24 protein-coding genes and 2 pseudogenes are annotated in these 20812 nt (G+C 68.6%); 17 read left to right on the forward strand and 9 right to left on the reverse strand.

All coding sequences use genetic code 11. The features are described 5' to 3' along the window. The first annotated feature begins 13 nt into the window (after positions 1–13). Together leuD and WA640_RS05775 are read left to right on the forward strand one after the other, a co-directional pair. Positions 14–613 carry a 3-isopropylmalate dehydratase small subunit gene (gene leuD / locus WA640_RS05770; RefSeq protein WP_106365003.1) on the forward strand — a complete coding sequence of 200 codons (600 nt, stop codon included), beginning with the start codon at positions 14–16 and terminating at the stop codon, positions 611–613. Between the two features lie 241 nt (positions 614–854). After that, a complete protein-coding gene (locus WA640_RS05775) occupies positions 855–1547 on the forward strand; it encodes an HU family DNA-binding protein (protein ID WP_335986569.1) in 693 nt (230 codons plus the stop codon). On the opposite strand, the gene WA640_RS05780 is transcribed toward WA640_RS05775, so the two are convergent. From WA640_RS05780 to WA640_RS05795, 4 genes are all read right to left on the reverse strand, one after another. Continuing rightward, the gene (locus WA640_RS05780; RefSeq protein WP_335986571.1) at positions 1513–2775 is read right to left on the reverse strand and encodes a D-arabinono-1,4-lactone oxidase; all 1263 of its coding nucleotides are present in this window, start codon (positions 2773–2775) and stop codon (positions 1513–1515) included. The two genes, WA640_RS05775 and WA640_RS05780, sit on opposite strands and share 35 nt — an antisense overlap. Positions 2776–2843: 68 nt before the next feature. Next, complete coding sequence (locus WA640_RS05785) at positions 2844–3734, reverse strand: NUDIX hydrolase (RefSeq protein ID WP_181245824.1); 891 nt, start codon at positions 3732–3734, stop codon at positions 2844–2846. Between the two features lie 69 nt (positions 3735–3803). Next, positions 3804–4001: a cold-shock protein gene (locus WA640_RS05790; RefSeq protein WP_106364999.1), complete on the reverse strand. Its 198-nt coding sequence runs from the start codon at positions 3999–4001 to the stop codon at positions 3804–3806. Between the two features lie 38 nt (positions 4002–4039). Beyond that, complete coding sequence (locus WA640_RS05795; RefSeq protein ID WP_106364998.1) at positions 4040–4255, reverse strand: hypothetical protein; 216 nt, start codon at positions 4253–4255, stop codon at positions 4040–4042. Between the two features lie 324 nt (positions 4256–4579). On the opposite strand from WA640_RS05795, the gene WA640_RS05800 reads away from it, so the two are divergent. From WA640_RS05800 to WA640_RS05860, 13 genes and pseudogenes are all read left to right on the forward strand, one after another. Then, the gene (locus tag WA640_RS05800; protein WP_335986576.1) at positions 4580–5350 is read left to right on the forward strand and encodes a lysophospholipid acyltransferase family protein; all 771 of its coding nucleotides are present in this window, start codon (positions 4580–4582) and stop codon (positions 5348–5350) included. A gap of 11 nt (positions 5351–5361) precedes the next feature. Further along, positions 5362–6366, forward strand: a complete 1005-nt coding sequence (locus WA640_RS05805; RefSeq protein ID WP_335986579.1) for an NAD(P)H-dependent glycerol-3-phosphate dehydrogenase — start codon at positions 5362–5364, stop codon at positions 6364–6366. Next, positions 6359–7420 carry a D-alanine--D-alanine ligase family protein gene (locus tag WA640_RS05810; RefSeq protein WP_106364995.1) on the forward strand — a complete coding sequence of 354 codons (1062 nt, stop codon included), beginning with the start codon at positions 6359–6361 and terminating at the stop codon, positions 7418–7420. The genes WA640_RS05805 and WA640_RS05810 overlap by 8 nt, the downstream gene beginning before the upstream one ends. A gap of 185 nt (positions 7421–7605) precedes the next feature. Continuing rightward, a complete protein-coding gene (rpsD, locus tag WA640_RS05815) occupies positions 7606–8211 on the forward strand; it encodes a 30S ribosomal protein S4 (RefSeq protein ID WP_106364994.1) in 606 nt (201 codons plus the stop codon). A 328-nt stretch (positions 8212–8539) separates the two neighbouring features. Further along, positions 8540–8761 carry a translation initiation factor IF-1 gene (gene infA / locus WA640_RS05820; protein WP_026929479.1) on the forward strand — a complete coding sequence of 74 codons (222 nt, stop codon included), beginning with the start codon at positions 8540–8542 and terminating at the stop codon, positions 8759–8761. 26 nt (positions 8762–8787) lie between these two features. Further along, positions 8788–8904, forward strand: a complete 117-nt coding sequence (gene rpmJ, locus WA640_RS05825) for a 50S ribosomal protein L36 (RefSeq protein WP_081913453.1) — start codon at positions 8788–8790, stop codon at positions 8902–8904. A gap of 171 nt (positions 8905–9075) precedes the next feature. Further along, entirely contained in the window at positions 9076–9450 is a 375-nt protein-coding gene (gene rpsM, locus WA640_RS05830; protein WP_106364993.1) for a 30S ribosomal protein S13, read from the forward strand. An 11-nt stretch (positions 9451–9461) separates the two neighbouring features. Further along, the gene (rpsK, locus tag WA640_RS05835) at positions 9462–9860 is read left to right on the forward strand and encodes a 30S ribosomal protein S11 (protein WP_091053358.1); all 399 of its coding nucleotides are present in this window, start codon (positions 9462–9464) and stop codon (positions 9858–9860) included. 104 nt (positions 9861–9964) lie between these two features. Then, positions 9965–11011, forward strand: coding sequence for a DNA-directed RNA polymerase subunit alpha (locus WA640_RS05840; protein ID WP_106364992.1), 1047 nt, complete (start codon positions 9965–9967; stop codon positions 11009–11011). Between the two features lie 67 nt (positions 11012–11078). Then, positions 11079–11426: pseudogene (gene rplQ, locus WA640_RS05845) on the forward strand (50S ribosomal protein L17); the annotation flags it as partial. Positions 11427–11500: 74 nt separating this feature from the next. Next, positions 11501–12331, forward strand: a complete 831-nt coding sequence (gene truA, locus WA640_RS05850; RefSeq protein ID WP_442904689.1) for a tRNA pseudouridine(38-40) synthase TruA — start codon at positions 11501–11503, stop codon at positions 12329–12331. Beyond that, on the forward strand, positions 12328–13569 hold the full coding sequence (locus WA640_RS05855; protein ID WP_335986594.1) for a DUF2786 domain-containing protein: 1242 nt from the start codon (positions 12328–12330) through the stop codon (positions 13567–13569). Before truA ends, WA640_RS05855 begins: the two co-directional genes overlap by 4 nt. Before the next feature lie 95 nt (positions 13570–13664). Beyond that, entirely contained in the window at positions 13665–14039 is a 375-nt protein-coding gene (locus tag WA640_RS05860; RefSeq protein ID WP_335986596.1) for a group I truncated hemoglobin, read from the forward strand. Positions 14040–14105: 66 nt separating this feature from the next. Here WA640_RS05860 and WA640_RS05865 read toward each other — a convergent pair. Further along, positions 14106–14222 (reverse strand): annotated as a pseudogene (locus WA640_RS05865) (DUF397 domain-containing protein); the annotation flags it as partial. After that, the gene (locus WA640_RS05870; protein ID WP_335986597.1) at positions 14197–15009 is read right to left on the reverse strand and encodes a Scr1 family TA system antitoxin-like transcriptional regulator; all 813 of its coding nucleotides are present in this window, start codon (positions 15007–15009) and stop codon (positions 14197–14199) included. The pseudogene WA640_RS05865 and the gene WA640_RS05870, both read right to left, overlap by 26 nt. 876 nt (positions 15010–15885) lie before the next feature. Between WA640_RS05870 and WA640_RS05875 the strand changes: the two genes are divergently transcribed. After that, a complete protein-coding gene (locus WA640_RS05875; RefSeq protein ID WP_335986600.1) occupies positions 15886–17592 on the forward strand; it encodes a recombinase family protein in 1707 nt (568 codons plus the stop codon). Between the two features lie 113 nt (positions 17593–17705). On the opposite strand, the gene WA640_RS05880 is transcribed toward WA640_RS05875, so the two are convergent. The 3 genes from WA640_RS05880 to WA640_RS05890 are packed head-to-tail and all read right to left on the reverse strand — an operon-like array spanning position 17706 to position 19923. After that, positions 17706–18413 carry a hypothetical protein gene (locus WA640_RS05880; protein ID WP_335986601.1) on the reverse strand — a complete coding sequence of 236 codons (708 nt, stop codon included), beginning with the start codon at positions 18411–18413 and terminating at the stop codon, positions 17706–17708. Continuing rightward, positions 18410–19273 carry a TRM11 family SAM-dependent methyltransferase gene (locus tag WA640_RS05885; protein WP_335986602.1) on the reverse strand — a complete coding sequence of 288 codons (864 nt, stop codon included), beginning with the start codon at positions 19271–19273 and terminating at the stop codon, positions 18410–18412. The genes WA640_RS05880 and WA640_RS05885 overlap by 4 nt, the downstream gene beginning before the upstream one ends. Continuing rightward, positions 19270–19923 carry a hypothetical protein gene (locus WA640_RS05890; protein ID WP_335986603.1) on the reverse strand — a complete coding sequence of 218 codons (654 nt, stop codon included), beginning with the start codon at positions 19921–19923 and terminating at the stop codon, positions 19270–19272. The genes WA640_RS05885 and WA640_RS05890 overlap by 4 nt, the downstream gene beginning before the upstream one ends. 164 nt (positions 19924–20087) lie before the next feature. On the opposite strand from WA640_RS05890, the gene WA640_RS05895 reads away from it, so the two are divergent. Then, the gene (locus tag WA640_RS05895; protein ID WP_335986605.1) at positions 20088–20717 is read left to right on the forward strand and encodes a hypothetical protein; all 630 of its coding nucleotides are present in this window, start codon (positions 20088–20090) and stop codon (positions 20715–20717) included. The last annotated feature ends 95 nt before the right edge of the window (positions 20718–20812 follow it).

Here is a 20812-nt window from a genome sequence, read left to right on the forward strand (position 1 = left end):
AAGGGCAAGGGACATGGACAAGTTCACGACCCACACCGGCCGCGTGGCCCCGCTGCGCCGCTCGAACGTCGACACCGACCAGATCATCCCGGCCGTCTACCTGAAGCGGGTCACCAAGACCGGCTTCGAGGACGCCCTGTTCGCCGAGTGGCGCGAGGACGAGAAGTTCCTCCTGAACCAGGACGAGTACAAGAGCGCGACGATCCTCGTCGCGGGCACCGAGTTCGGCACCGGCTCCTCCCGCGAGCACGCCGTCTGGGCCCTGAAGGACTACGGTTTCAAGGCGGTCATCGCCCCGCGCTTCGGCGACATCTTCCGCGGCAACTCCCTCAAGAACGGTCTGTTGACTGTGGAGCTGCCCGAGGCGGCCGTCGAGGAGCTGTGGCACCTCGCCGAGGTCAACCCGGACGCGGAGGTCACCGTGGACCTGGAGGCCTGCGAAGTCCGTGCGGGGGACCGCACCTGGGCCTTCGAGTTCGACGAGTTCCTGCGCTGGCGGATGATGGAGGGCCTCGACGACGTGGCGCTGACGCTCCGCGACGAGGACAAGATCGCCGCGTTCGAATCGAACCGGGACGCTTGGCGGCCTAGGACTCTCCCCGCGGCGGCCTAGCCGCTCAGGGCCGATCCTTTTAGCGCTCACGTACGGAGCCGGTGGCTGTGCCACCGGCTCCAGGCGTGTTCCGGGCCCCGCCAACGGGGTTGCGAGCGTCGATTTCGGGCACCGGATTAAAAATTCCTTGCGACACAACGGGTCGATTTTCGCGGAAACAGTTGCCTTCGCTCTCGAAACGTCATAACGTGCGCTTAACAAGCTGGTATGACTCCAGAACCTTATCGGGAGGGTAGGACTCGTGAACAAGGCAGAGTTCGTCGATCGGATCGCCGCTCGCACTGGCGACCGGGCCGCCGCGAAAGAAGTCGTGGATGTCGCGATCGACGAGATACAGCGCGCGGTGGTGAAAGGGGAGAAAGTCTCCTTCGCCGGTTTCGGCGTCTTCGAGAAGCGCCAGCGCGCTGCTCGCATGGCCCGCAACCCGCGCACGGGTGAGGCGGTCAAGGTCAAGAAGACCGTCGTTCCGGCCTTCCGGCCCGGTACCGGGTTCAAGGAACTCGTGACCGGCAAGCGCAAGGCGGCGAAGTCCGCCCCGGCCGCGAAGAAGTCGGCTCCGGCCAAGAAGGCCGCCACCAAGAAGACGACGGCCAAGAAGGCCGCCAAGAAGACCACGCGCGCGGCGTCCACCGCGGCGCGCTCGACGGCCACGAGCCGCGTGGCCGCCAAGAAGACCGCCACCAAGAAGGCGACGCCGGCCAAGAAGGCCAGCACCGCGAAGAAGGCCGTGCGCAAGGCCGCCACCAAGGCCACGGCCAAGAAGACCGCGGCGAAGAAGACCGCGAAGCGCGGGCGCAGCTTATGCCGTGCCCCGAACCGGTTCGGGGCACGGTGGGGCACCCGTCCGACTCGCACGGGGAAGAGGGCATTCAGGAGCCGCCTGAATGCCCTCGCTGCTTTCAGTCGAACAGTCCCGCGGAGAAGCCATTCGTGAACTTCCCCTCTGGATCGACGCGGGCGCGCAGTTTCGCGAAGTCGCCCATTCGCCGATAACGCGAACCGATTTCATTCATTGGTATCGTGAACAATTTCCCCCAATGGGGCCGCGCAGAGAACGGTTCCAATGCCGCCTCAAGCGCCCCGACCACAGGCCGCACCGCCGCCTCGTCGCTCGTCCACGTGAAGTGCAGGCCCACGGTGTCGCGCTCGAACGCGGGGGACAGCCACAGGTCGTCCGCGGCCATCGTGCGCACCTCGCAGATCTGGAGCACGGACCCGAGCCGCTCCCCGATGCCCGCCAGGGCCTTCAGGGCCGCCACCGCGTCGGTGCGGGCGATCAGGTACTCCGACTGGAGCTCGTCGCCCGACGACGGCGTGAACTCGGGCTTGAAGTGCGGCAGGCGCTCGTGCCACGGGCCCGTCTGGCCCTGCTGCACCGTGCACGCCTCGGGGTCCACGCCCGGCACCGGGTGGCGCGGCCCGTCCGCCAGGGGCGCACCGAAGCGGCTGGACGGCGGGAACGGGTGCGTCTGGTCCGCGGTGCGCTGCTTGACCCAGAACTGGAACTCGGGCTCGGCGCCCCACGGCGTGAACAGGCTCGTGGAGTACGCGGCGCCCGTGAGTTCGTCGAAGTTCGCCAGGACCGCCTCCAGCGGCAGCCCGTCGTAGACGTACTGGCGCATCTCGAACGCGGGCAGCAGGTCCAGGGTCACCGAGTGGACGACCCCCAAGGCCCCCAGGTGGACCACCGAGCCCGCGAAGTCCTCCTCGCCGCGCCTGACGGTGCGCAGCTCCCCGTCGGGGCCGATGAACTCGATCGCGGCCACCGCGGTCGCGAGGTTCCCGTTGCGGTCGCCGGAGCCGTGCGTGCCCGTGGCGATCGACCCGGCGACCGAGATGTGCGGCAGGGACGCCATGTTGTGCAGCGCGAACCCGGCCCGGTGCACGGCCGCGCTCAGCGCCGCGTAGGTGAGCCAGCCCGCGGCCCGCACGGTGCCCTTCAGGATGTCCAGCTCCGCGAACGGCTCCATGCCTGCGAGCGACAGCATCACGTCGTCGGAGGCGGCGATCTCGTTGAACGAGTGGCCCGATCCGAGCACGCGGACCCGCTCGGCTCCGGCGACGACCGCGCGCGCCTCGTCGAGGGTCGCGGGCGCTTCGAACCGGGCGGGGGAGAACGCGATGTTCCCGGCCCAGTTGTGCAGTGGGGCGCGCTCAGGCACGGGCCTACCTCCTGTGAAGGCGCACTCCGGCGCCGGAATCCGATGGCGGAGGCAACCCTAGCGCGCCGCTACAGCCGCTCGATCCCCACGAGCTTCTGCCCCGACAGCGACAGCACCCACGCCTCGCCCGGACGCGTCGACACGTCAGGGGCGTCGACGCCGTCCTCGTCGGCGAGGATCGCGACCGTGTCGCACACGACCTCCGCTTCGGCGCAGACGATCACGGCCCCGCCGCCGCCCGCGAGCTCGCGCAGGCGCGCGCTGGAGCGCTCGGGGTTGCGTTCGTGCGCTTCGGTGTCGAACACCGAGTCGCCGGTCAGCGTGCAGCGCACGGCCTGCGCGATCGGCTCCACGGTCTGCACGCTCGCCCGCCCGGTCGCCGTGAACGCCCGGTCCGGCTGGTACAGCGACGCGAGCGCGGCCAGCCGCACCGCCTGATCCTGCCCGCGCGCGCTCAGCGGCCGCGTCACGACCGGCCCGTCCCAGTCCTGCTCGACCTCCGCGGGGGCCACCAGGAGGACCGTGGAGGTGACCGCGGGCAGCGCCGCGAACGCCGACAGCACCTGCTGGTCCCGCGGCCGCGTCAGCGCTTCACGGGCCTCGGCGAGGGTGAGCCAGCGGCGCTCGCCGATCTCGTCGTCGGCGGTGAACACCGCGTCGGGCTTCTCGGTGCGCATGGACCAGTAGTCGACGTGCTTGTGCACGTCCCCGGCGGGGTTGGGGAGCACGTACTCGGCGCGGCACAGCCACAGCTGCGGGATGACCGGGATCCCGGTCTCCTCTTCGACTTCGCGGCACGCGGCCGCGAGCGCCGGCTCACCGGGGTCGAGCTTGCCCTTGGGCAGCGACCAGTTCCCCACCACGGGCCGCCACACCGCGACCACCTCGACCAGACCGCGCTCGCCGTTGCGCCACAACAGGCCGCCGGCGGCGGCCACCCGCCTCTGCGTACCGCTCACGCTCATACCGTACTGGGAGGCACCCACCTGGGGGAAGCTCGCCACTCGCGCGGAGGACCCCGCAGGGGGCTACTCGTGCATCGTGAAGATGCGCACCGCGACCACTTCCCCCGCTTCGTCCGTTTCGAGCGAAACGCGCTGTCCGGGGCGGAGGAAGCGCAGCCCGGAGACGGCGAAGGCCGCCGCGTCGAAGGCGACGCGGCGGCCGTTGTCCAGAACTGCCTCGCCGGAGGCGTCCTCGTTGAAGATCGAGACGGTGCCCTGCATGGCTTCAGCATGGACCACGAGGGCTTCGGGCGCTAGGGCTACTTCCGGATCTGGCGGCGCTCCGACCCGCCGATCGCCTTGTAGCCCTTGTACGCGAACCAGCCGATGACACCGATGATGCCGACGACGAGCGCGAACTTGATGAGACCGCCGAGGAACGCGAAGGCCGCACCGATGACGGTCGCCACGAGCCAGATCGCGATGATGGCACCGCCGAACAGGGCCGCGAGCCAGCCGAAGAGACGCCAGTTCATGTCACTCACTCCGAGTCGAGTCGTATTCCGGATCGACTGGGTTCGGCCGACCGGCTAGATGTCACTTTGACTCTATGATGACATCATAACGGATTCGGCGCAACCCGCGGGTCCCCGCCGACGCGCCGTCCACCGCGGCGCGTACCTGCGGGTTCACGCCGCGTGAGCCGTACCCCCGGTCCGGGGAGTCAAACCCCACGCTCCGCTTCCCGTCGCCCGAGCGCCCCGCTCGGGACGTTAGAGTGCATTGCACTGACGATCCCGTACACAACGGCACAGGCCGAGCCCATGCGGCCCGCGCCCCCCGAGAAAGCGAGCCAGCAGGTGAGCGAGCCTAGCCCTGAGGCGCAGTACACCTTCCGCCGCCGCGGCGGCGACCGCATCACCCCCGACGTCCGGGTCTACGCCAACATCGTCAAGGGCGGGATGCTCGGGCTCACCCGCCGCACCTGGTCCGGCATGGAGCACGTCCCGCTCACCGGCCCCGCGATCCTCGTCTGGAACCACTACTCCGACATCGACCCGCTCCTGGTCGTCCACTACGTGTACAACGCCGGACGCCACCCGCGGTTCCTCCTCAAGGAGTCGATCACCAACGTGCCCGTGATCGGCCCGATCCTCAAGCGCGCCGGGCAGATCCCCGTCAAGCGCGGCAGCGCCGAGGCCGCCGACTCGCTCCGGGTCCTCCAGGACCAGCTGGCCCAGGGCCACGTCGTCATCATGGCCCCCGAAGGGACCGTGACGAAGGAGCCCGACCGCTGGCCCATGCGCGGCAAGACCGGCGTCGCCCGCCTCGCCCTCGAATCCGGGGCGCCCGTGATCCCGGTCGTCCAGTGGGGCGCCCTCGGCATCCACGACCGCAAGCGCGACCCGAAGTTCAAGCTCGGCCGCAAGGACGTCACCGTCCGGGCCCTCCCGGCCGTCGACCTCTCCCCCTGGCTGGGCAAGGAGCCGACCCGCGAGGACCTCGCCGCGGTCGCCGACCGCATCATGGAGGCCCTCCGCGCCGGCCTCGCCGAGGTCCGCGGCCAGGAAGCACCCCCCTTGTTCGACCCCCGGCAGCACCGACCCGAGGAAAGCGAGTCTTCTGAGTGAAAGCAGCCGTGATGGGAGCCGGTTCGTGGGGGACCGTCTTCGCCAAGATCCTCGCCGACGCCGGGACGCCGGTCACCATCTGGGCGCGGCGCGAGTCCGTGGCGGCGGCGGTGAACGCCGACCACCGCAACCCGGACTACTTCCCCGACATCGAACTGCCCGCGCTCGTCTCCGCGACCAGCGACCCGGCCGAGGCGCTCGCGGGCGCCGACCTCGTGGTCCTGTCCGTGCCGAGCCAGACCCTGCGCGGCAACCTCGCCGAATGGTCCGGGCTCCTCGAACCGCACTCGACGCTCCTGAGCCTCATGAAGGGCATCGAGCTCGGCACGACCGAGCGGATGACCGAGGTGATCGCCGAAGTCACCGGCGCGGCCGAGTCGCGGATCGCGGTCCTGTCGGGCCCGAACCTCGCGCGCGAGATCGCCGAGCAGCAGCCGACCGCCTCGGTGGTCGCCTGCATCGACCACGGCCGCGCCGTGGACATCCAGAAGGCCGTCACCACCGGCTACTTCCGGCCCTACACGAACACCGACGTCGTCGGCTGCGAACTCGGCGGCGCCGTCAAGAACGTCATCGCGCTCGCCTACGGCATGGCCGCCGGGATGGGCTTGGGCGACAACACGAAGGCCACGATCATCACGCGCGGCCTCGCCGAGACCACCCGCCTCGGCATGCGCCTGGGCGCCGACCCGACCACGTTCGCAGGGCTGGCGGGCCTCGGCGACCTCGTCGCCACCTGCTCCTCGCCGCTGTCCCGCAACCACACCTTCGGAGAGCAGCTCGGCCTCGGGGCAACCCTGGAGGAGGCCGCGCGCGTCACCAAGCAGACCGCCGAGGGCGTGAAGAGCTGCCGCTCGATCACCGACCTCGCCCGGAAGGTCGGCGTCGAGATGCCCATCTGCGACGCCGTCGAACGGGTCTGCCACGAAGGGCTCGACCCCAGGGCCGCGGTCGCCGAACTCATGGGGCGCGAGACCAAACCAGAAACCGACAGTTTGAGGTCCGACAATGACTAAACCGACCGTCGCCGTCTTCTTCGGCGGGCGCAGCGTGGAGCAACCCGTCTCCTGCGCCTCCGGCTCCGGGGTCGCCAAGGCGCTGCGCGAACGCGGCTTCGACGTGACCTCCATCGGCATCACCCGCACCGGCGAATGGGTCGAACTGCCCGCCGACTCCCTCTTCGCGATCGACGCCGCCGACGCCCTCCCCGAGGTCACCGCCGAAGCCGGCAAGTCCGTCGCCGTCGACCTCGGCCCCGGCGCCCAGCCGATCGCCGACATCGCCTTCCCGGTCCTCCACGGCCCCTACGGCGAGGACGGCACCATCCAGGGCCTCTTCGAGATGGCCGACCTGCCGTACGTCGGCTCGGGCGTGCTGTCGAGCTCCCTGTCCATGGACAAGGAGTTCTCGAAGCGACTCCTGGCGGCCGAAGGCGTCCCCCAGGGCGCGTTCGCGGTCCTGAAGCCGGGGGAGGAGCTCGACGCCCACGCCGTCATCGACGAGCTCGGCCTCCCGATCTTCGTCAAGCCCGCGCGGGCCGGATCGAGCCTCGGCATCAGCAAGGTCAAGTCCGCGGCGGAGCTCGCCGAAGCGGTCGTCAAGGCCCGCGAGGTCGACGAGAAGGTCGTCTTCGAGGCCTCCTTCGAAGACGTGCGCGAGATCGAGATGGGGGTCCTGGAGACCCTCGACGGGGACCTGGAGATCACCTTCCCGCTCGAAGTCCTCGCGATGGGGGAGGAGGGCTGGTTCGACTTCGACGCCAAGTACCTCGACAACCCCGAGCCGTTCAACCTCCACCCGGACTATCCGGAAGGCGTGGCCGAGCGCGCGCAGGACCTGGCCCGCAAGGTCTTCCGCCTCCTCGACTGCCGCGACCTCGCGCGGGTCGACTGCTTCCTGGCGCCCGACGGGACCGTTTACCTCAACGAGGTCAACACCATGCCGGGCCTCACTCCGATGAGCGGCGTCCCGCAGGCGTTCGCCGCCGCGGGCGTCTCCTACGGCGACCTCGTGGAGCGCCTGGTCACTCTCGCGGCGGCCCGGGTGGGCGACAAGAAGGACGCCAAGTAACCTGGTCATGAGCTTCGCGCCGCCTTCGGTGGCGTCGGAGTCACCGCATCACCGTGTGCGCGCCAGGCCCCGGGAACCCCCAGGTGCACTCCTGAGCGCGCTACACTCACGCGTTTCTGCTGGTCAGAGACGTACTCCGCCTCGCGATATCCAGCGGGGCAACGCATGAATTACTGGAGAGATCATTGCAAGCTAAGGCGAAAGTCAAGCTTTCCCGATCCCTCGGCATCGCTCTGACGCCGAAGGCCGCCAAGTACATGGAGCGCCGTCCCTACCCTCCGGGGCAGCACGGCCGCGGCCGCAAGAAGGAATCGGACTACAAGAACCAGCTCGTCGAGAAGCAGCGTCTCCGCGCTCAGTACAACATCTCTGAGCGCCAGCTGCGGAACGCCTACGCCGAGGCCGTGCGCAAGCCCGGCAAGACCGGTGAGGTCCTGGTCGGCCTGCTCGAATCCCGCCTGGATGCCTTCGTGCTCCGCGCCGGGTTCGCCCGCACCATCTACCAGGCGCGGCAGTTCGTCAACCACGGCCACTTCACGGTGAACGGCCGCAAGGTCGACATCGCGTCGTACCGCCTGAAGGCCGGCGACTTCGTCCAGGTCCGCAAGAAGTCCCGCGAGACCACGCCGTTCCAGCTCGCCGCCGCGGGCGCGTGGGCCGGCGAGCAGACTCCGGCCTACATCGAGGCCCACCTCGAAGGCCTGATCGCCCGCTTCCTGTCGGTGCCCGAGCGCAAGCAGATCCCCGTGATCTGCGACGAGCAGCTCGTCGTCGAGTACTACTCGAAGTAACAGCCTGAGCGTGCACTGAACGCCGCCGAGGCCGGCCGCGCGCCGGTCCGGCGGCGTTCAGGCGTCGCCCGAGTGCCCTCCGTCACGGTCAACCCCCTGGTAGACGGCTCTCGGGCGCGAGTAAACTCGCTCAGTGGTGCAGTGCGTCCCTGGTCGGGCCGCCCCGCGGTCGCAAGCCGACCGCACCTGGCGCTCTACCGTTCGAGGGACGGCCGCATCGTTCTTTCGCCCGCCCGAAGCTTCCCGCCTCGGACAGGCGTGCCAGTAGCTCCGCACACCAGCTAGACGTGCGGGGTTTTCAGACCGAGTTGTCACGGTAGCGGAGGACATGCCGAAAAAAGACGGTGCCATCGAGATTGAAGGCAAGGTCGTCGAGTCCCTCCCGAACGCCATGTTCCGGGTGGAACTCACCAACGGCCACAAAGTACTCGCTCACATCAGCGGCAAGATGCGCCAGAACTACATCCGGATCCTCCCCGAGGACCGGGTCGTGGTGGAGCTCTCGCCGTACGACCTGTCGCGCGGGCGGATTGTCTACCGTTACCGCTGACCTGACGACTACATGAAGTAGGACTCGTGAAAGTCAAGCCGAGCGTCAAAGTGATCTGCAAGAACTGCCGCGTGATCCGCAGGCACGGACGAGTGATGGTTATCTGCTCGTCCGACCCGCGTCACAAGCAGCGTCAGGGCTAAGCAGCACACACGCCAGCAGCAAGGCCCCAGAAGGGGAAGCCGCCGCCAGTGCGCAAGCACAACCCACGGCTCGGAGGCCGTGGCTCGCATCGCCCGTCAGGGCAGGGGAACGAATGACCCCGGCGAGAAGGCAGTGGTCAGACCTCCGAACGACACTAGGAGTACGCCGCCATGGCACGCCTGGTTGGAGTGGACCTCCCGCGCGACAAGCGCCTGGAGATCGCACTCACCTACATTTACGGCATCGGCCGCACCCGTTCGCTTGAGACGATCGCGGCGACCGAGCTCGACCGCGACAAGCGCGTCAAGGACCTCACCGACGAAGAGCTGGTGAAGCTCCGCGACTACATCGAAGAGCACTTCCAGGTCGAGGGCGACCTGCGCCGCGAGGTGCAGGCCGACATCCGCCGCAAGATCGAGATCAACTGCTACCAGGGTCTCCGTCACCGCTACGGCCTTCCGGTCCACGGTCAGCGGACCAAGACCAACGCCCGTACTCGCAAGGGTCCGAAGAAGACCGTCGCGGGCAAGAAGAAGGCACGTTAGGAGACCATCTGATGCCACCGAAGACTCGCGGCGGATCCAAGAACCCGCGCGCCAAGAAGAAGAACGTGCCCCACGGGCACGCCCACATCAAGAGCACCTTCAACAACACCATCGTGTCGATCACCGACCCGACCGGTGCTGTGATCTCCTGGGCCTCCTCGGGCCAGGTGGGCTTCAAGGGCTCGCGCAAGTCGACCCCGTACGCCGCGCAGATGGCCGCCGAGGCCGCCGCGCGCCGCGCGATGGACAACGGCATGCGCAAGGTCGACGTCTACGTCAAGGGCCCGGGCTCGGGCCGCGAGACCGCGATCCGCTCGCTTCAGGCCGTCGGCCTTGAGGTCGGCTCGATCAACGACGTCACCCCCCAGCCGCACAACGGCTGCCGCCCGCCGAAGCGCCGCCGCGTCTAGGTTCTTCGAGAACCCAGTCGCGACCCGCTTCAACGGAGCTCTTCAACAATCCAAGTGTCTAGGCGTCAAATAGCGGGCGCCCCGAACAAAGGAAACATCGCACAGTGCTTATCACTCAGCGGCCCACGCTCACCGAGCAGCAGATCAGCCCGACCCGATCCAAGTTCACCATCGAACCCCTGGAGCCCGGCTTCGGCTACACGCTCGGCAACTCGCTGCGGCGCACGCTGCTGTCGTCCATCCCGGGCGCGGCGGTCACGTCGATCAAGATCGACGGCGTCCTGCACGAGTTCTCCACCATCCCCGGCGTGAAGGAAGACGTCGTGGAACTGGTGCTGAACGTCAAGCAGATCTGCGTCTCCTCGGAGAACGACGAGCCGGCCACCATGTACCTGCGCAAGGAAGGCCCCGGCGACGTCCTCGCCGGCGACATCCAGCCCCCCGCGGGCGTGCAGGTCCACAACCCCGAGCTCAAGCTGGCGACCCTCAACTCGAAGGGCCGCCTCGACATGGAGTTCGTGGTGGAGCGCGGCCGGGGCTACGTCTCGGCCCCGGCGAACAAGGCCGACACGAACGAGATCGGCCGCATCCCGGTCGACTCGATCTACTCGCCCGTGCTGAAGGTCGCCTACTCGGTCGACGCCACGCGCGTCGAGCAGCGCACCGACTTCGACAAGCTCACCGTCGACGTCGAGACCAAGGCCTCCACGACGCCGCGCACCGCGCTCGCGTCGGCCGGCTCCACCCTGGTGGAGCTGTTCGGCCTGTACCGCGAGCTCGACACCGAGGCCGAGGGCATCGACGTCGGGCCCAGCCCGGCCGACCAGCAGCTCGCCGCCGATCTGGCCCTGCCGATCGAGGACCTCGACATGACCGTCCGGTCCTACAACTGCCTCAAGCGCGAGGGCGTCAACACCGTTGGCGAACTCATCAACCGCACCGAGGCGGACCTGCTCGACATCCGCAACTTCGGGCAGAAGTCGATCGACGAGGTCAAGATGAAGCTCGCCGGCATGGGCCTGAGCCTCAAGGACTCCCCCGGGACCTTCGACCCCAGCGAGGCCGCTGTGGCCTACGGCGGGTCGCCGGTCGCCGAGTCCGACGAGTACGAGGACGACGGCGAAGACCTCCGCGAGACCGAGCAGCTCTAAGAGCCGCGTGAATACGGCGGTCGGTTCCGTAAGACGGCCGGCCGCGTCAAACCAAGAGGAGTAAGAAATGCCTAAGCCCACTAAGGGCCCGCGTCTGGGCGGTTCCCCGGCGCACGAGAAGCTCATGCTCTCGGGCCTCGCGGCCTCCCTGTTCGAGCACGGCAGCATCACCACGACGCTGACCAAGGCCCGCCGCCTGCGCCCCTACGCCGAGCGTCTCATCACGTACGGCAAGAAGGGCACGCTGCACCACCGCCGCCTGGCGCTGGCCAAGCTCCGCAACAAGGACGCCACGCACGACCTGTTCGAGCAGGTCGCCCCGCGCTTCGCCGCCCGCGAGGGCGGTTACACCCGGATCATCAAGGCCGGGAACCGCAAGGGCGACAACGCGCCGATGGCGATCATCGAGCTCGTCGACTAGTACGGCTTCGGACCGCGCGCAGGGCATCCGCTCTGCGCGCGGTTCTGTTTTCAGGAGGGGTTTCCGGTATGGAGGACATGACGCGCCTGCGTCTGGGCGTCGCCTACGACGGGGCCGAGTTCTCCGGCTGGGCCCTGCAACCGGGCCTGCGCACGGTCGCCTCGGAGGTCATCCGGGCCCTCGAACTGCTGTTCCGCGACATCGCCGACTTCACCGTCGCCGGGCGCACCGACGCGGGCGTCCACGCGACCGGGCAGGTCGTCCATGTGGACGTGCCGACCGCGAAATGGGAGGAGCTGCGCGAGCGGCTCCTGTGGCGGCTACGTGGCATCCTGCCGCCCGACGTGCGGGTCGTCTCCGCCGAGGCCGTCGACCGCACCTTCAACGCCCGCTTCGCGGCCCGGTGGCGCCGGTACCGGTACCGGGTCGCCGACGCGGTCTACGGGGTGACGCCGCTGCGGCGCCTCGACACGCTCGCATGGCCGCGGCCGCTCGACGTCGAGCGGATGCACGCCGCGTCGCAGGCCCTGCTGGGCGAGCACGACTTCGTGGGCTTCTGCAAGCAGCGCGAGGGCGCGACGACGATCCGCGAACTGCTCCAGTACGACTGGGCGCGTGACGAGGACGGCACCGCGGTCGCCACCGTGCGCGCGGACGCGTTCTGCCACTCCATGGTCCGCAGCCTCGTGGGCGCGGCCCTCGCCGTCGGCGACGGCCGCCGCGACGAGGCCTGGCTCGCCTCGATCCTCACGATCGGCGAGCGCGCCAACGACGTCCACGTGGTCGGCCCGCACGGCCTCACCCTCGTCGAAGTGTCCTATTCAGACGACCCGGCGGACTGGGCGGCGCGCGTCGACCTCACCAGGCGGGTCCGCACCATCGGTCCGGAGGGTCAGTGAACCCGGACGAGCTGAACGCCCTGCCGATCGAGGGCCGCGCGAGGTACGCCGTGCTGGGCGTCCTCCAGCGCGCCATGAGCGCGGGCGTCGACTGGGTCGACGCCGCCTCGGGACTCGAAGGCGCATCGGACGAGGCGGGCTGGCCCGCCGCGCTCGCACGCGTCTTCGGCGAGCTCGGCGACGACGCGGTGCTCCGCGCCTGGGAGTGGGGCTGGATGCCGCGCGAGGTCACCAGCGCGCTGAAGAAGGCCCTGAGCCCTGAGGCAGCGCGGGCCGGGGCGGTCATGATGCGCGGACAGCTCAATCGCTACACCGAGACGCAGCTGAGCGACCGGTGGCTGGCCCACCGCGACGAGCTCGCCGCGGCCTCGCCGTACGCGAACATCGCCGAAGCCGTTGCGGGCCTTGGCCGCTGGGACCGGATCGTGGCGTGGTCGGAAGTGCTCGAAGCGCTCGACTGCCTCGGCGGGCTCCCGAAGATCCCGCGCGTCGAGCCGCTCCCGGGGACGCCGCTGATCGCGCACCGCCTCGGCGTGGCCGAGTCGTCGAAGGCGTACGAGAAGATCCGGGCGCTCCTGGCGAAGGCCGAATCCACGGACTCCGACGCCGAAGCGGAGGCGTTCACCGCGAAGGCCCAGCAGCTCATCGCCCGGCACAGCATCAACGAGGCCCTGCTCTCCGAAGCGGGGCAGGACAAGCGCGAGCCCGAGGCGCTGCGCGTGGTGATCGAGCGACCCTACGAGGGGCCGAAGTCGGAGCTGCTCGCGCAGATCGCCGACGCGAACCACTGCCGGTCCGTGTACTGGCCCGACGGCGGGTTCACGACCCTCATCGGCGACCGCGAGGACCTGCGCTCGGTGGAGCTGCTGTACCACTCGCTGCTGGTGCAGGCGACCTCCGCGATGGCGCGGGTCGGGTCGGTGTCGGCGAAGCGCGGGAAGTCGCAGACCAGGTCGTTCCGGCAGTCGTTCCTCGCGTCGTTCGCGATGCGCATCGGCGAGCGCCTGCGCGAATCGGCCGACGACACGGCCCGCGAGGTCGCCGAGGAGACCGGTACCGACCTGGTCCCGGTGATGCGCCAGCGTGACGACCGCGTCGACGCCCGCACCGAGGAGCTGTTCCCGCGCTTGAAGTTCGGGCGCTCCACGCGGATCACGAATTACGAAGGCCATCTCGCGGGGCTCGCGGCGGCCGACGCCGCGCGGCTGCATCCGCAGGAGCCGATCACCCGCCGCTGACCGCACGATCCCGGACCGCTTCCCCTGCGCGGGAAGTTACTCGGAGCGAACGGCCCGGTCACTGGCTCGCATCACTGCGCCCCGAACGTGGTGGCATGAGCGAGTTGCAGGCACCTGACATCATTTTCGAGCGCATCGGCGGCGACGCCGCCGTGGAAGCGGTCGTGGAGATCTTCTACGGGAAGGTCCTCGGCGACCCGGAGCTGAAGGATTACTTCGCGGACACCGACGTCGACCGGCTGAAGAAGCACCAGGCCCGCTTCGTGGGCATGGCCCTGGGGGCGACCCGGCCCTACAGCGGCCGCTCGATGGGCAAGGCCCACGAGGGGCTCGCCATCACCTCGGACCATTTCGACCTGGTCGTGGGCCACCTCGCGGCGTCCCTGACGGAGGCCGGGGTGGATGACGAGACGATCGGCGCCATCGCTGGGAAACTCCTCCCGCTGAAGGGCGACATCGTCACCGCATAAGCGGCCGGCAGCGCTGAGCAGAGCGGAGAAGTCAGAGGCCCGGAGGCCGAACACGGGGGACTCCTGACCGAGCTTGGAGTCCCGGACCTGAAAGTCCGAACCGGCACTCCGGGTCTCGACACAGTTCGCTTCGGCCCCACCGCCGCTACGGCTGCTCTTACGCCAGGAGCTGTATTCCACCATCGAAGATCTCCTTGATCGGCCTTCCGAGGTTCCAGACCTCGTTGCGAAGCTGATCGTACCAATCTAGGACGTTGGCTAGCGAGGAGGAATCTTCGATGTAACGGCTCTGATCGAGCGATTCCGTATAGACGAAGGCCGGTCCAGCCTGGGGCAATCCATCGGGCTTGTAAAAGTCGAAGCTGCCTCGCGCGGCAGGATGCGCGCCATCGATAACCCGAATCTCCCAGTCCGGTCGCTCGGAATCCTTGATGAGCGCTTCGATCTGTCGATCCCAATGCGTCATACCGCGGAGGTGGCGAAGGGCGTTGTATTCGATGAGCATGTCGACCTTGGCATCGGTCCGAGCCCTGAGAGTTCGCCCGCGCTCTTGCTTGCGTTTCTGCTCTTCACTGCCGGGTTGGCGGAGGACCTCATGCTGGTACCCGTCGAGCTGGGATGGTCCGGGAATGAAGGTCGACTCGTACTTGAACATGTATCCATAGGTTCGCTCGGCCTGCTCGATCATCCGGACATTCCTGGTGTGCAAGTTGGCGACCAGCCCCGGCACCTTGTAGTTGTCGATCACGAAGCACAGGAAGTCGATGCGACTCTGTTCGACACCGGCCATCTGGCCGATGTCCTTTGCGACAGACCTCAGCGGAACCGTCTTTCCGCTCTCCCAGTTCCTGATCGTGGCGGCACTGACTCCGAGTGCTCTTGCGAGCCCGGCCTCCGACAGTCCAAGGATTGCGCGAAGTGCGGTGAGCTCAGCGGTGATGTACCACTTCGCAAGCCGTGAGTCCGCCATGGGACCTCCATACGATTCGGTGGGAAACCTCATGGTAGAGGCCGATAGCCGTGATCGGTACCTACGAGGTCGCCGACAGTAGTTGTGTGCGGCAGCAAAGATTTGTGTCCAAAATTTGCAGGCAGGATTTGCGGCTGATCGTTGCGGGGCGGCCATCTGGTCGGATTCGGTTGAGGTTCAGGCGGCAGCGACAACGGGGTGAGTGGGAGGGTGGGGTCGGGTGCTGTGGCTGGCGGGTTGTGATGGGGCGCGGGTTCTTTGGCGGCGACGGAGAGATGTTGGAGGCGGCCCAGCTTGGACGCCGGGCCTGGGGTTTTGATGTGCCTGTGCCTTCCCTTTCCTTCTCCCGCCCTGGTTGGCTGGTCCGGGGCGGGCGGGTTCAGAAGGGCGGGTCTCCTGGGCTGCCGACCGGGATCGGTTCCCGACGGCTGGCCGCAGGCGGGGGCGGTGGCGGTGCGGTCGGTCCGCTCGCCTCGGCCGGTGCAGGCTCTTTGGCCTGGGGTGTGAAGCGTGTTCGGCATTTGGCTCTGGCTGCTCGGATGGCGGCGAGGGCTCGTTGCCTCTCGGCCTCTTCGGCTCGTGAGTCCAGGTCGGGTTTGAGGGTGTTCGACCATTCGCTGCGGTAGAGCCCGGTCGGGAACACATCCCAGTCCGTGTCCTGGTTTTCGGTGTCCATGTCGGCATCGGTGCGCCAGTCGGAGCACCCGCACTCCCTGGCCTGCCCGGCCTGGGTGTCAGCCCCGGTGTCATCACCGGTGGCGGTGTGGTCGTGGTGGGTGATGATCGCCTGACCGGGGCCGGTCTTCTCGACCGACCAGCCGGTGGTGTGGATACATCAGATCAGACGACGTATCCTTGATTCTAGGAGGAAACACCATGGGAACCAAGCCCAAGACCAGGCGTTATAGCCCGAAAAATGATCTTTCGATCAAATACCGGCACCTCATCTGGACGCCGCAGCAGCTTGCTGAGGCCGCGCCGGGGTCGGTCACCGCGATCTACGTCCGGCGCTCTCCCAGGCCCGGTGAGGACGACACGCTCTCCCTGGAGAACCAGATCATCAACGCACTCAAGGAGTGCGAGACCCGCGGTTGGGTCAATGTTGCGCTGTTTCTGGACCAGAGCGTCAGCGCCTCGAACCCGCGCAAGCCCCGCCCGGAGTACACCCGCATGGTCGAGGCCCTCAAGTCAGGCGTGCTTGCGCGGGCGGTCTGCCGCGACAGCGAGCGCCTGTACCGCCTCCCCCGTGAGCTCGAAGACCTCATCGACCTCCTGGACTCGAAAGAGTTCCCGATCTACCTCACTCACGACTCGCACTTCGACCTGTCGAACCCTGGCGGGCGCCTGAATGCGCGTATCCGCGTGGGCATCAACCGGTCCAACGTCGAGGAGATGGCGAAGAAGCGGAACCTGACCGAACTTGAACGTGTCCGCCAGGGGATGCCCTCGACCGGGCGTGCGAAGTTCGGGTACGCCAAGACCGAGGACAAGACCTCCTACATCATCGTTCCGGAGCGGGCGGCAGCGATCCGTGACGCGTACGCCTACATCTTGGGGATGGGTGGGGCCTTGGCGGAAGTCTCGCGCCGCTGGAACGCGGAAGGCTTCACCAACACCGTGGGCAACCCGTACGACTGGGACACGGTGAAGGCGGCGCTGCTCGCGCCGGAAGTGTGCGGGATGCGGGCCTACCAGCGCACCACGTACCTCTATGACGGCGCGCCGGAGCCAGTCGCACCCTGGCTTGCGGAGCTGACCCCCGGCAACTGGGAGCCGATCGTCACGCGCGAGGAGTGGGAGGCGATGAAAGCAGTCCTGACCCGGACGCTGTCGGCGAAGGGCAACCACAAGCGGTACCTGGGCTCGGGCCTTTACCAGTGCGGTCCGGTCGAGGAGTGCCTTCCGCTGCGCTCGCATTGGGCGAGCGGGCACTTGTACTACGTGTGCCGCCGTGAGTGCTGCGGGAAGCAGCACACGTCGGTGCGCGCTGATCGGATCGACGCCTACGTGACCGAGCTGCTCATGAGGTATCTGCGATCCCCGCAGCAGTACGAGGCGTTCCTGGCGAGCGGGCAGGAGGACGTGGCGGAGGTCCGGGCCCAGGCGGAGGCGAAGGCCGCCAAGCGGGCAGAGATCGAAGGGACGCAGGAGAAGATGGGCGAGATGTTCTTCTCCGGGTTGATCTCCGAACGGGCGTTCCTGGCCGGTGAGGCCCGCGCCAAGAAGGAACTCGCCGAGCTTGAGGAAGACGGCGAGGCCGATGTGGAAGCCAAGGCCCCGGCGGTGTTGACCGCGGTCCCCTGGGAGCAGGTGCTCCGCGAGTGGAACGACCTGGATATCGAGGCCCAGAAGAACATCCTGGCGCAGGTGTTCCCGAACATCGTCGTGTTCCCGACCGGGAAGACCTCGAAGAAGCCGCCCATCGAAGAGTATGTCCACGTCTACGACTACCGCGGCAGGCTGCTCCCGCTCACTGTGGACGAGGAGACGCAAGCGGTGCTGCTGGCGCAGCGGGCCATGGCCGTCCAGCACGGGCAGCGCCTGCTCTGCGAGGACGAAGCGGCGATCGACTCGGCTGAATAGGCATTCGGCGACGAAAGCGGCGGCGCTCGCCTCGAGCGCCGCCGTCCGTGTGCGGGCGGCGCCGAAACCGCTCGCACACGGACGGCGGCAACCGCGCGCCAGGAGCAGGTGGCCTATCCGGTGTGGATGGTGCCCGGCTCGGAGCCGTTCGGGAACGGCGCGATGACGGCCGTGGGGATCTGCGCGGCGACCTCGTTCGCCCACCGCATCGACCGGCCCCGATCCTCGGCCCGGGTGAAGAGCATGACCTTCTTGTATCCCCGGAACGCCCGGGCCATGTAGGGCCTCCATCCCTCAGCGTCCTGGACACCGACGGCATGGAGCCCTCTGGCGAGCGCGGTGATGGTGTCCCACTCGCCCAGGCAGATACACAGTTCGTCGACCCGCGCGTACAGGTCGCGGGTGTTGTACAGGCGCGGCTCATGGCCGGGCAGCGAAGTGGTCTGGTCGTGGTGCTCATGCGCGCATCCGTCGGTGGCGCAGGCGAACCGGATCGTCGCGACGGTCGATCCCATGGCGTCATAGCGAAGGTACGGGATGGACAGCATCCCGCGGAACCGCTCATGCCCCGGCGAAGGTTTGCCGACGAACCCGAGACCGAGCCGCCCGATGAGCACCGGATCAGTGATGCCCCGGCACCCGGCCAGATAGTCGAGAACGGGCGAATCGGCCATCTGCTCCGCGTAGCGCTGGGCCGACTCCAGCAGCAGCGCCCTTGCCCCATCCGAAGCCGCCGCACCCTCACCCCGCCTTGTCTGCGCTCTGGCGACGGCAGTACCAGAGACGCCGTGGTCGTCGCCGCGCGCATACCCCGGCTTCACGTCTCCTCCTTGACGAAGACAAGGAGGTCCTCATGGCTGCGCAGGAGCGCCAGTCGGCCTCGTTCGATCGAGGCACGGGTGTTGTAGAGGCCGAAAAACGAGTGGATCGGCCGCAACCCGAAGTCGGCATCCCACTCGGCAAGTAGCGCGGCGCAGCGTCCCTGGAGCCGGAAGCCGATCTGCTGGCACACGTCGGTCAGTTCGGCCGGGAAGTCGACGAGCATGCCAGCGTGGGCGAACGGACGGCAGGCGAGGACCATGATGCCGCCGCGTTTGAGGACCCGGTGGCAGCCGGTGAAGACCTCGCCCAGGCCCTCAAGCAGCCCGCCGAGGTCGGCGCGCGCGAGCTGTTGGGGATCGGGTCGTCCGGTGCTGTAGGTGTAGTCGCGCTTGGCGATGGCCCCGCCGGTCTCGCGGCGGGTGAACGCCCGCCCGTGCGCGGCCTTGCCGTACGGCGGCGAGGTCACCACGAGGTCGATTCTCCCGATCAGACGCCGCGGCACATGCCGCGCGAGCCTGCGCGCGTCCCCCAGCCGCACGCTCCCCTTCACACCGGGAATCGCCTGCTTGGCCAGGTGGAGATTCGCGGACGCGGCGGCGACCCAGTCGGGCTCGCAGTCGATGCCGACCGCCGCCCGACCGAGCCGGATGGCCTCGATCATTGTGGTGCCGATCCCGCACATCGGATCGAGGACCCAGTCCCCGGGACGCGAGAATGCGGCGACGGCGTGTGCGGCGGTGTGCGGCCACATCTTCGCCGGATGCGCCCGCGATGCCGAGGCGTACAGGTCACCGCGCTGGACGCGCGGCAGGATCTGCCCGGTGGCCCAGAGCGTCGAGAGTCGGTCGATGCCGTTCACAGGCTGCTCCCGTCGATCCGGCCGGGGTAGCGCGCCCACAAGCCGACGTTGGTGTGCGACCGCCGCGGCTCGCCCGCCTTGACCTGGGCCAGGCCCGCAGCGGTGGCGGCGGCGCGGTCGAACGCGCTGGACTCGGCGGCGACGATGTGGCCGGCGTAGGACAGCCCGGACCCCGCACATGAGGAGCGGGCCATCGCCGAGATCGCGGGCCCGTCCCACAGCACCGCGAGCAGCCCCCAAGCCGGGATGGACTCGGCCAGCGCCCACCAGGTGGAGGCGTCCCAGCCGCGGTCGTCGCAGATGGTGAGCACCGATGTCGTGCGGGTGCGCAGGTGCTCGGGCAGGTCGAGGTTGTCGTCTTCGATGGAGAGGACGTAGCCGATGCCCTCGGTTTGGCCCGATCGGGTGATGGCCTCGTATTCGCGGGCCATCGCCTCGAGGGTGCAATAGGCGATGCAGTGGCGGCCCAGGTCGGTGACGGGTGCGACGCCCTCGACGCCCAGGAGCGTCACGATCTCGTCGGGTGCGGTGAACTGCTGGACGAGGCGGCCGACGAGGTCGCTCTGGCTCCAGACCGGCCACACGCTCAGCGGTACGTCGATGCCCTCGCTACCTGCGGGCTGCCGGTGGTGGTGTTCGTGGTGGTTCATGGCGGCGACTGGCCGTCACCGGGTCTCAGATACCCCTAGACCCCCGCGTGTGCGGGGTTGTGAGGGTGCTTGTGCGGGGCGGCCACCCTCACAACCCCGCACACGAATCAACCGATACCGGAGAAACCGGCAGGGAGCGCCGCCGGAGTGGCTAGGTTGGCGTGATGGTGACTGCCCTGGCTGCGCTCGGCGGGGCCCTGGCCGGAGCCGCACTCGCCCGCGCCGCCTGGACCCTCGGCTCCTCGGACGACCTCGGCGACTGGCGGGGCCGAGGCCGACGGTTCCGGGTGTGGGTCTTGCTCGGGGTGGTCCTCGTCTCGGCGGTCTCGGCCGGTGCTGCGGCGGCCCTGGCGCCGACGATTCCGTTCGCGGTCTGCGCGGTCGCGTTCGCTGCGGTCGCGCCTGGTCTGGCGGTCGTCGACCTCGCCGCCCGCAGGCTCCCGTTCCTCTACACCGGCGCTGCCGCTGCGGTGGCGGTCCTCGCGCTGTCCTTCACTGCCGACCTCGCGCGCAGCCTGGTCACGGCCCTCGCGGTCGCGGCAGTCATGATCGTGCTGGCGTTGCTCTCGAATGGCGGCGCTGGCGGCGGCGATGTCGCCCTTGCCGCCCTCGCCGCGCTGACGCTGACCGGGGCCGCGGGATGGTGGCTGGCGGTGTGCGCCGTCGCTTTCGCGATGTTGCTGACCGGACTCGCAGGGGCTGCTGCACGGCTCCTCCACGGTGGGTCGAGGCTGCCGCCGTACGGGCCATCACTCCTGCTGACCTGGTGGATCATCTACATCATGTCCATTTAGGACTAATTGGGTATAGAAAATGACCATTGATGCGGATGCGGTCGGTCCCGGCAGGCCGGGCCGTGCGGTAGTCGCCGTCCGCTCCCGGATCAGGC

The sequence above is a fragment of the Glycomyces sp. MUSA5-2 genome (assembly GCF_037034145.1).
Lineage (GTDB): Bacteria > Actinomycetota > Actinomycetes > Mycobacteriales > Micromonosporaceae > Glycomyces > Glycomyces artemisiae.

Coding starts and splice junctions, on each gene's coding strand:
- WA640_RS05875 (WP_335986600.1), top strand. CDS start 15,886: ATGGGAACCAAGCCCAAGACCAGGCGTTATAGCCCGAAAAATGATCTT.
- WA640_RS05890 (WP_335986603.1), bottom strand. CDS start 19,923: ATGAACCACCACGAACACCACCACCGGCAGCCCGCAGGTAGCGAGGGC.
- leuD (WP_106365003.1), top strand. CDS start 14: ATGGACAAGTTCACGACCCACACCGGCCGCGTGGCCCCGCTGCGCCGC.
- WA640_RS05790 (WP_106364999.1), bottom strand. CDS start 4,001: ATGCAGGGCACCGTCTCGATCTTCAACGAGGACGCCTCCGGCGAGGCA.
- WA640_RS05795 (WP_106364998.1), bottom strand. CDS start 4,255: ATGAACTGGCGTCTCTTCGGCTGGCTCGCGGCCCTGTTCGGCGGTGCC.
- WA640_RS05805 (WP_335986579.1), top strand. CDS start 5,362: ATGGGAGCCGGTTCGTGGGGGACCGTCTTCGCCAAGATCCTCGCCGAC.
- WA640_RS05870 (WP_335986597.1), bottom strand. CDS start 15,009: ATGGCGGACTCACGGCTTGCGAAGTGGTACATCACCGCTGAGCTCACC.
- rpsM (WP_106364993.1), top strand. CDS start 9,076: ATGGCACGCCTGGTTGGAGTGGACCTCCCGCGCGACAAGCGCCTGGAG.
- WA640_RS05810 (WP_106364995.1), top strand. CDS start 6,359: ATGACTAAACCGACCGTCGCCGTCTTCTTCGGCGGGCGCAGCGTGGAG.
- truA (WP_442904689.1), top strand. CDS start 11,501: ATGGAGGACATGACGCGCCTGCGTCTGGGCGTCGCCTACGACGGGGCC.
- WA640_RS05860 (WP_335986596.1), top strand. CDS start 13,665: ATGAGCGAGTTGCAGGCACCTGACATCATTTTCGAGCGCATCGGCGGC.
- infA (WP_026929479.1), top strand. CDS start 8,540: ATGCCGAAAAAAGACGGTGCCATCGAGATTGAAGGCAAGGTCGTCGAG.
- rpsK (WP_091053358.1), top strand. CDS start 9,462: ATGCCACCGAAGACTCGCGGCGGATCCAAGAACCCGCGCGCCAAGAAG.
- WA640_RS05895 (WP_335986605.1), top strand. CDS start 20,088: ATGGTGACTGCCCTGGCTGCGCTCGGCGGGGCCCTGGCCGGAGCCGCA.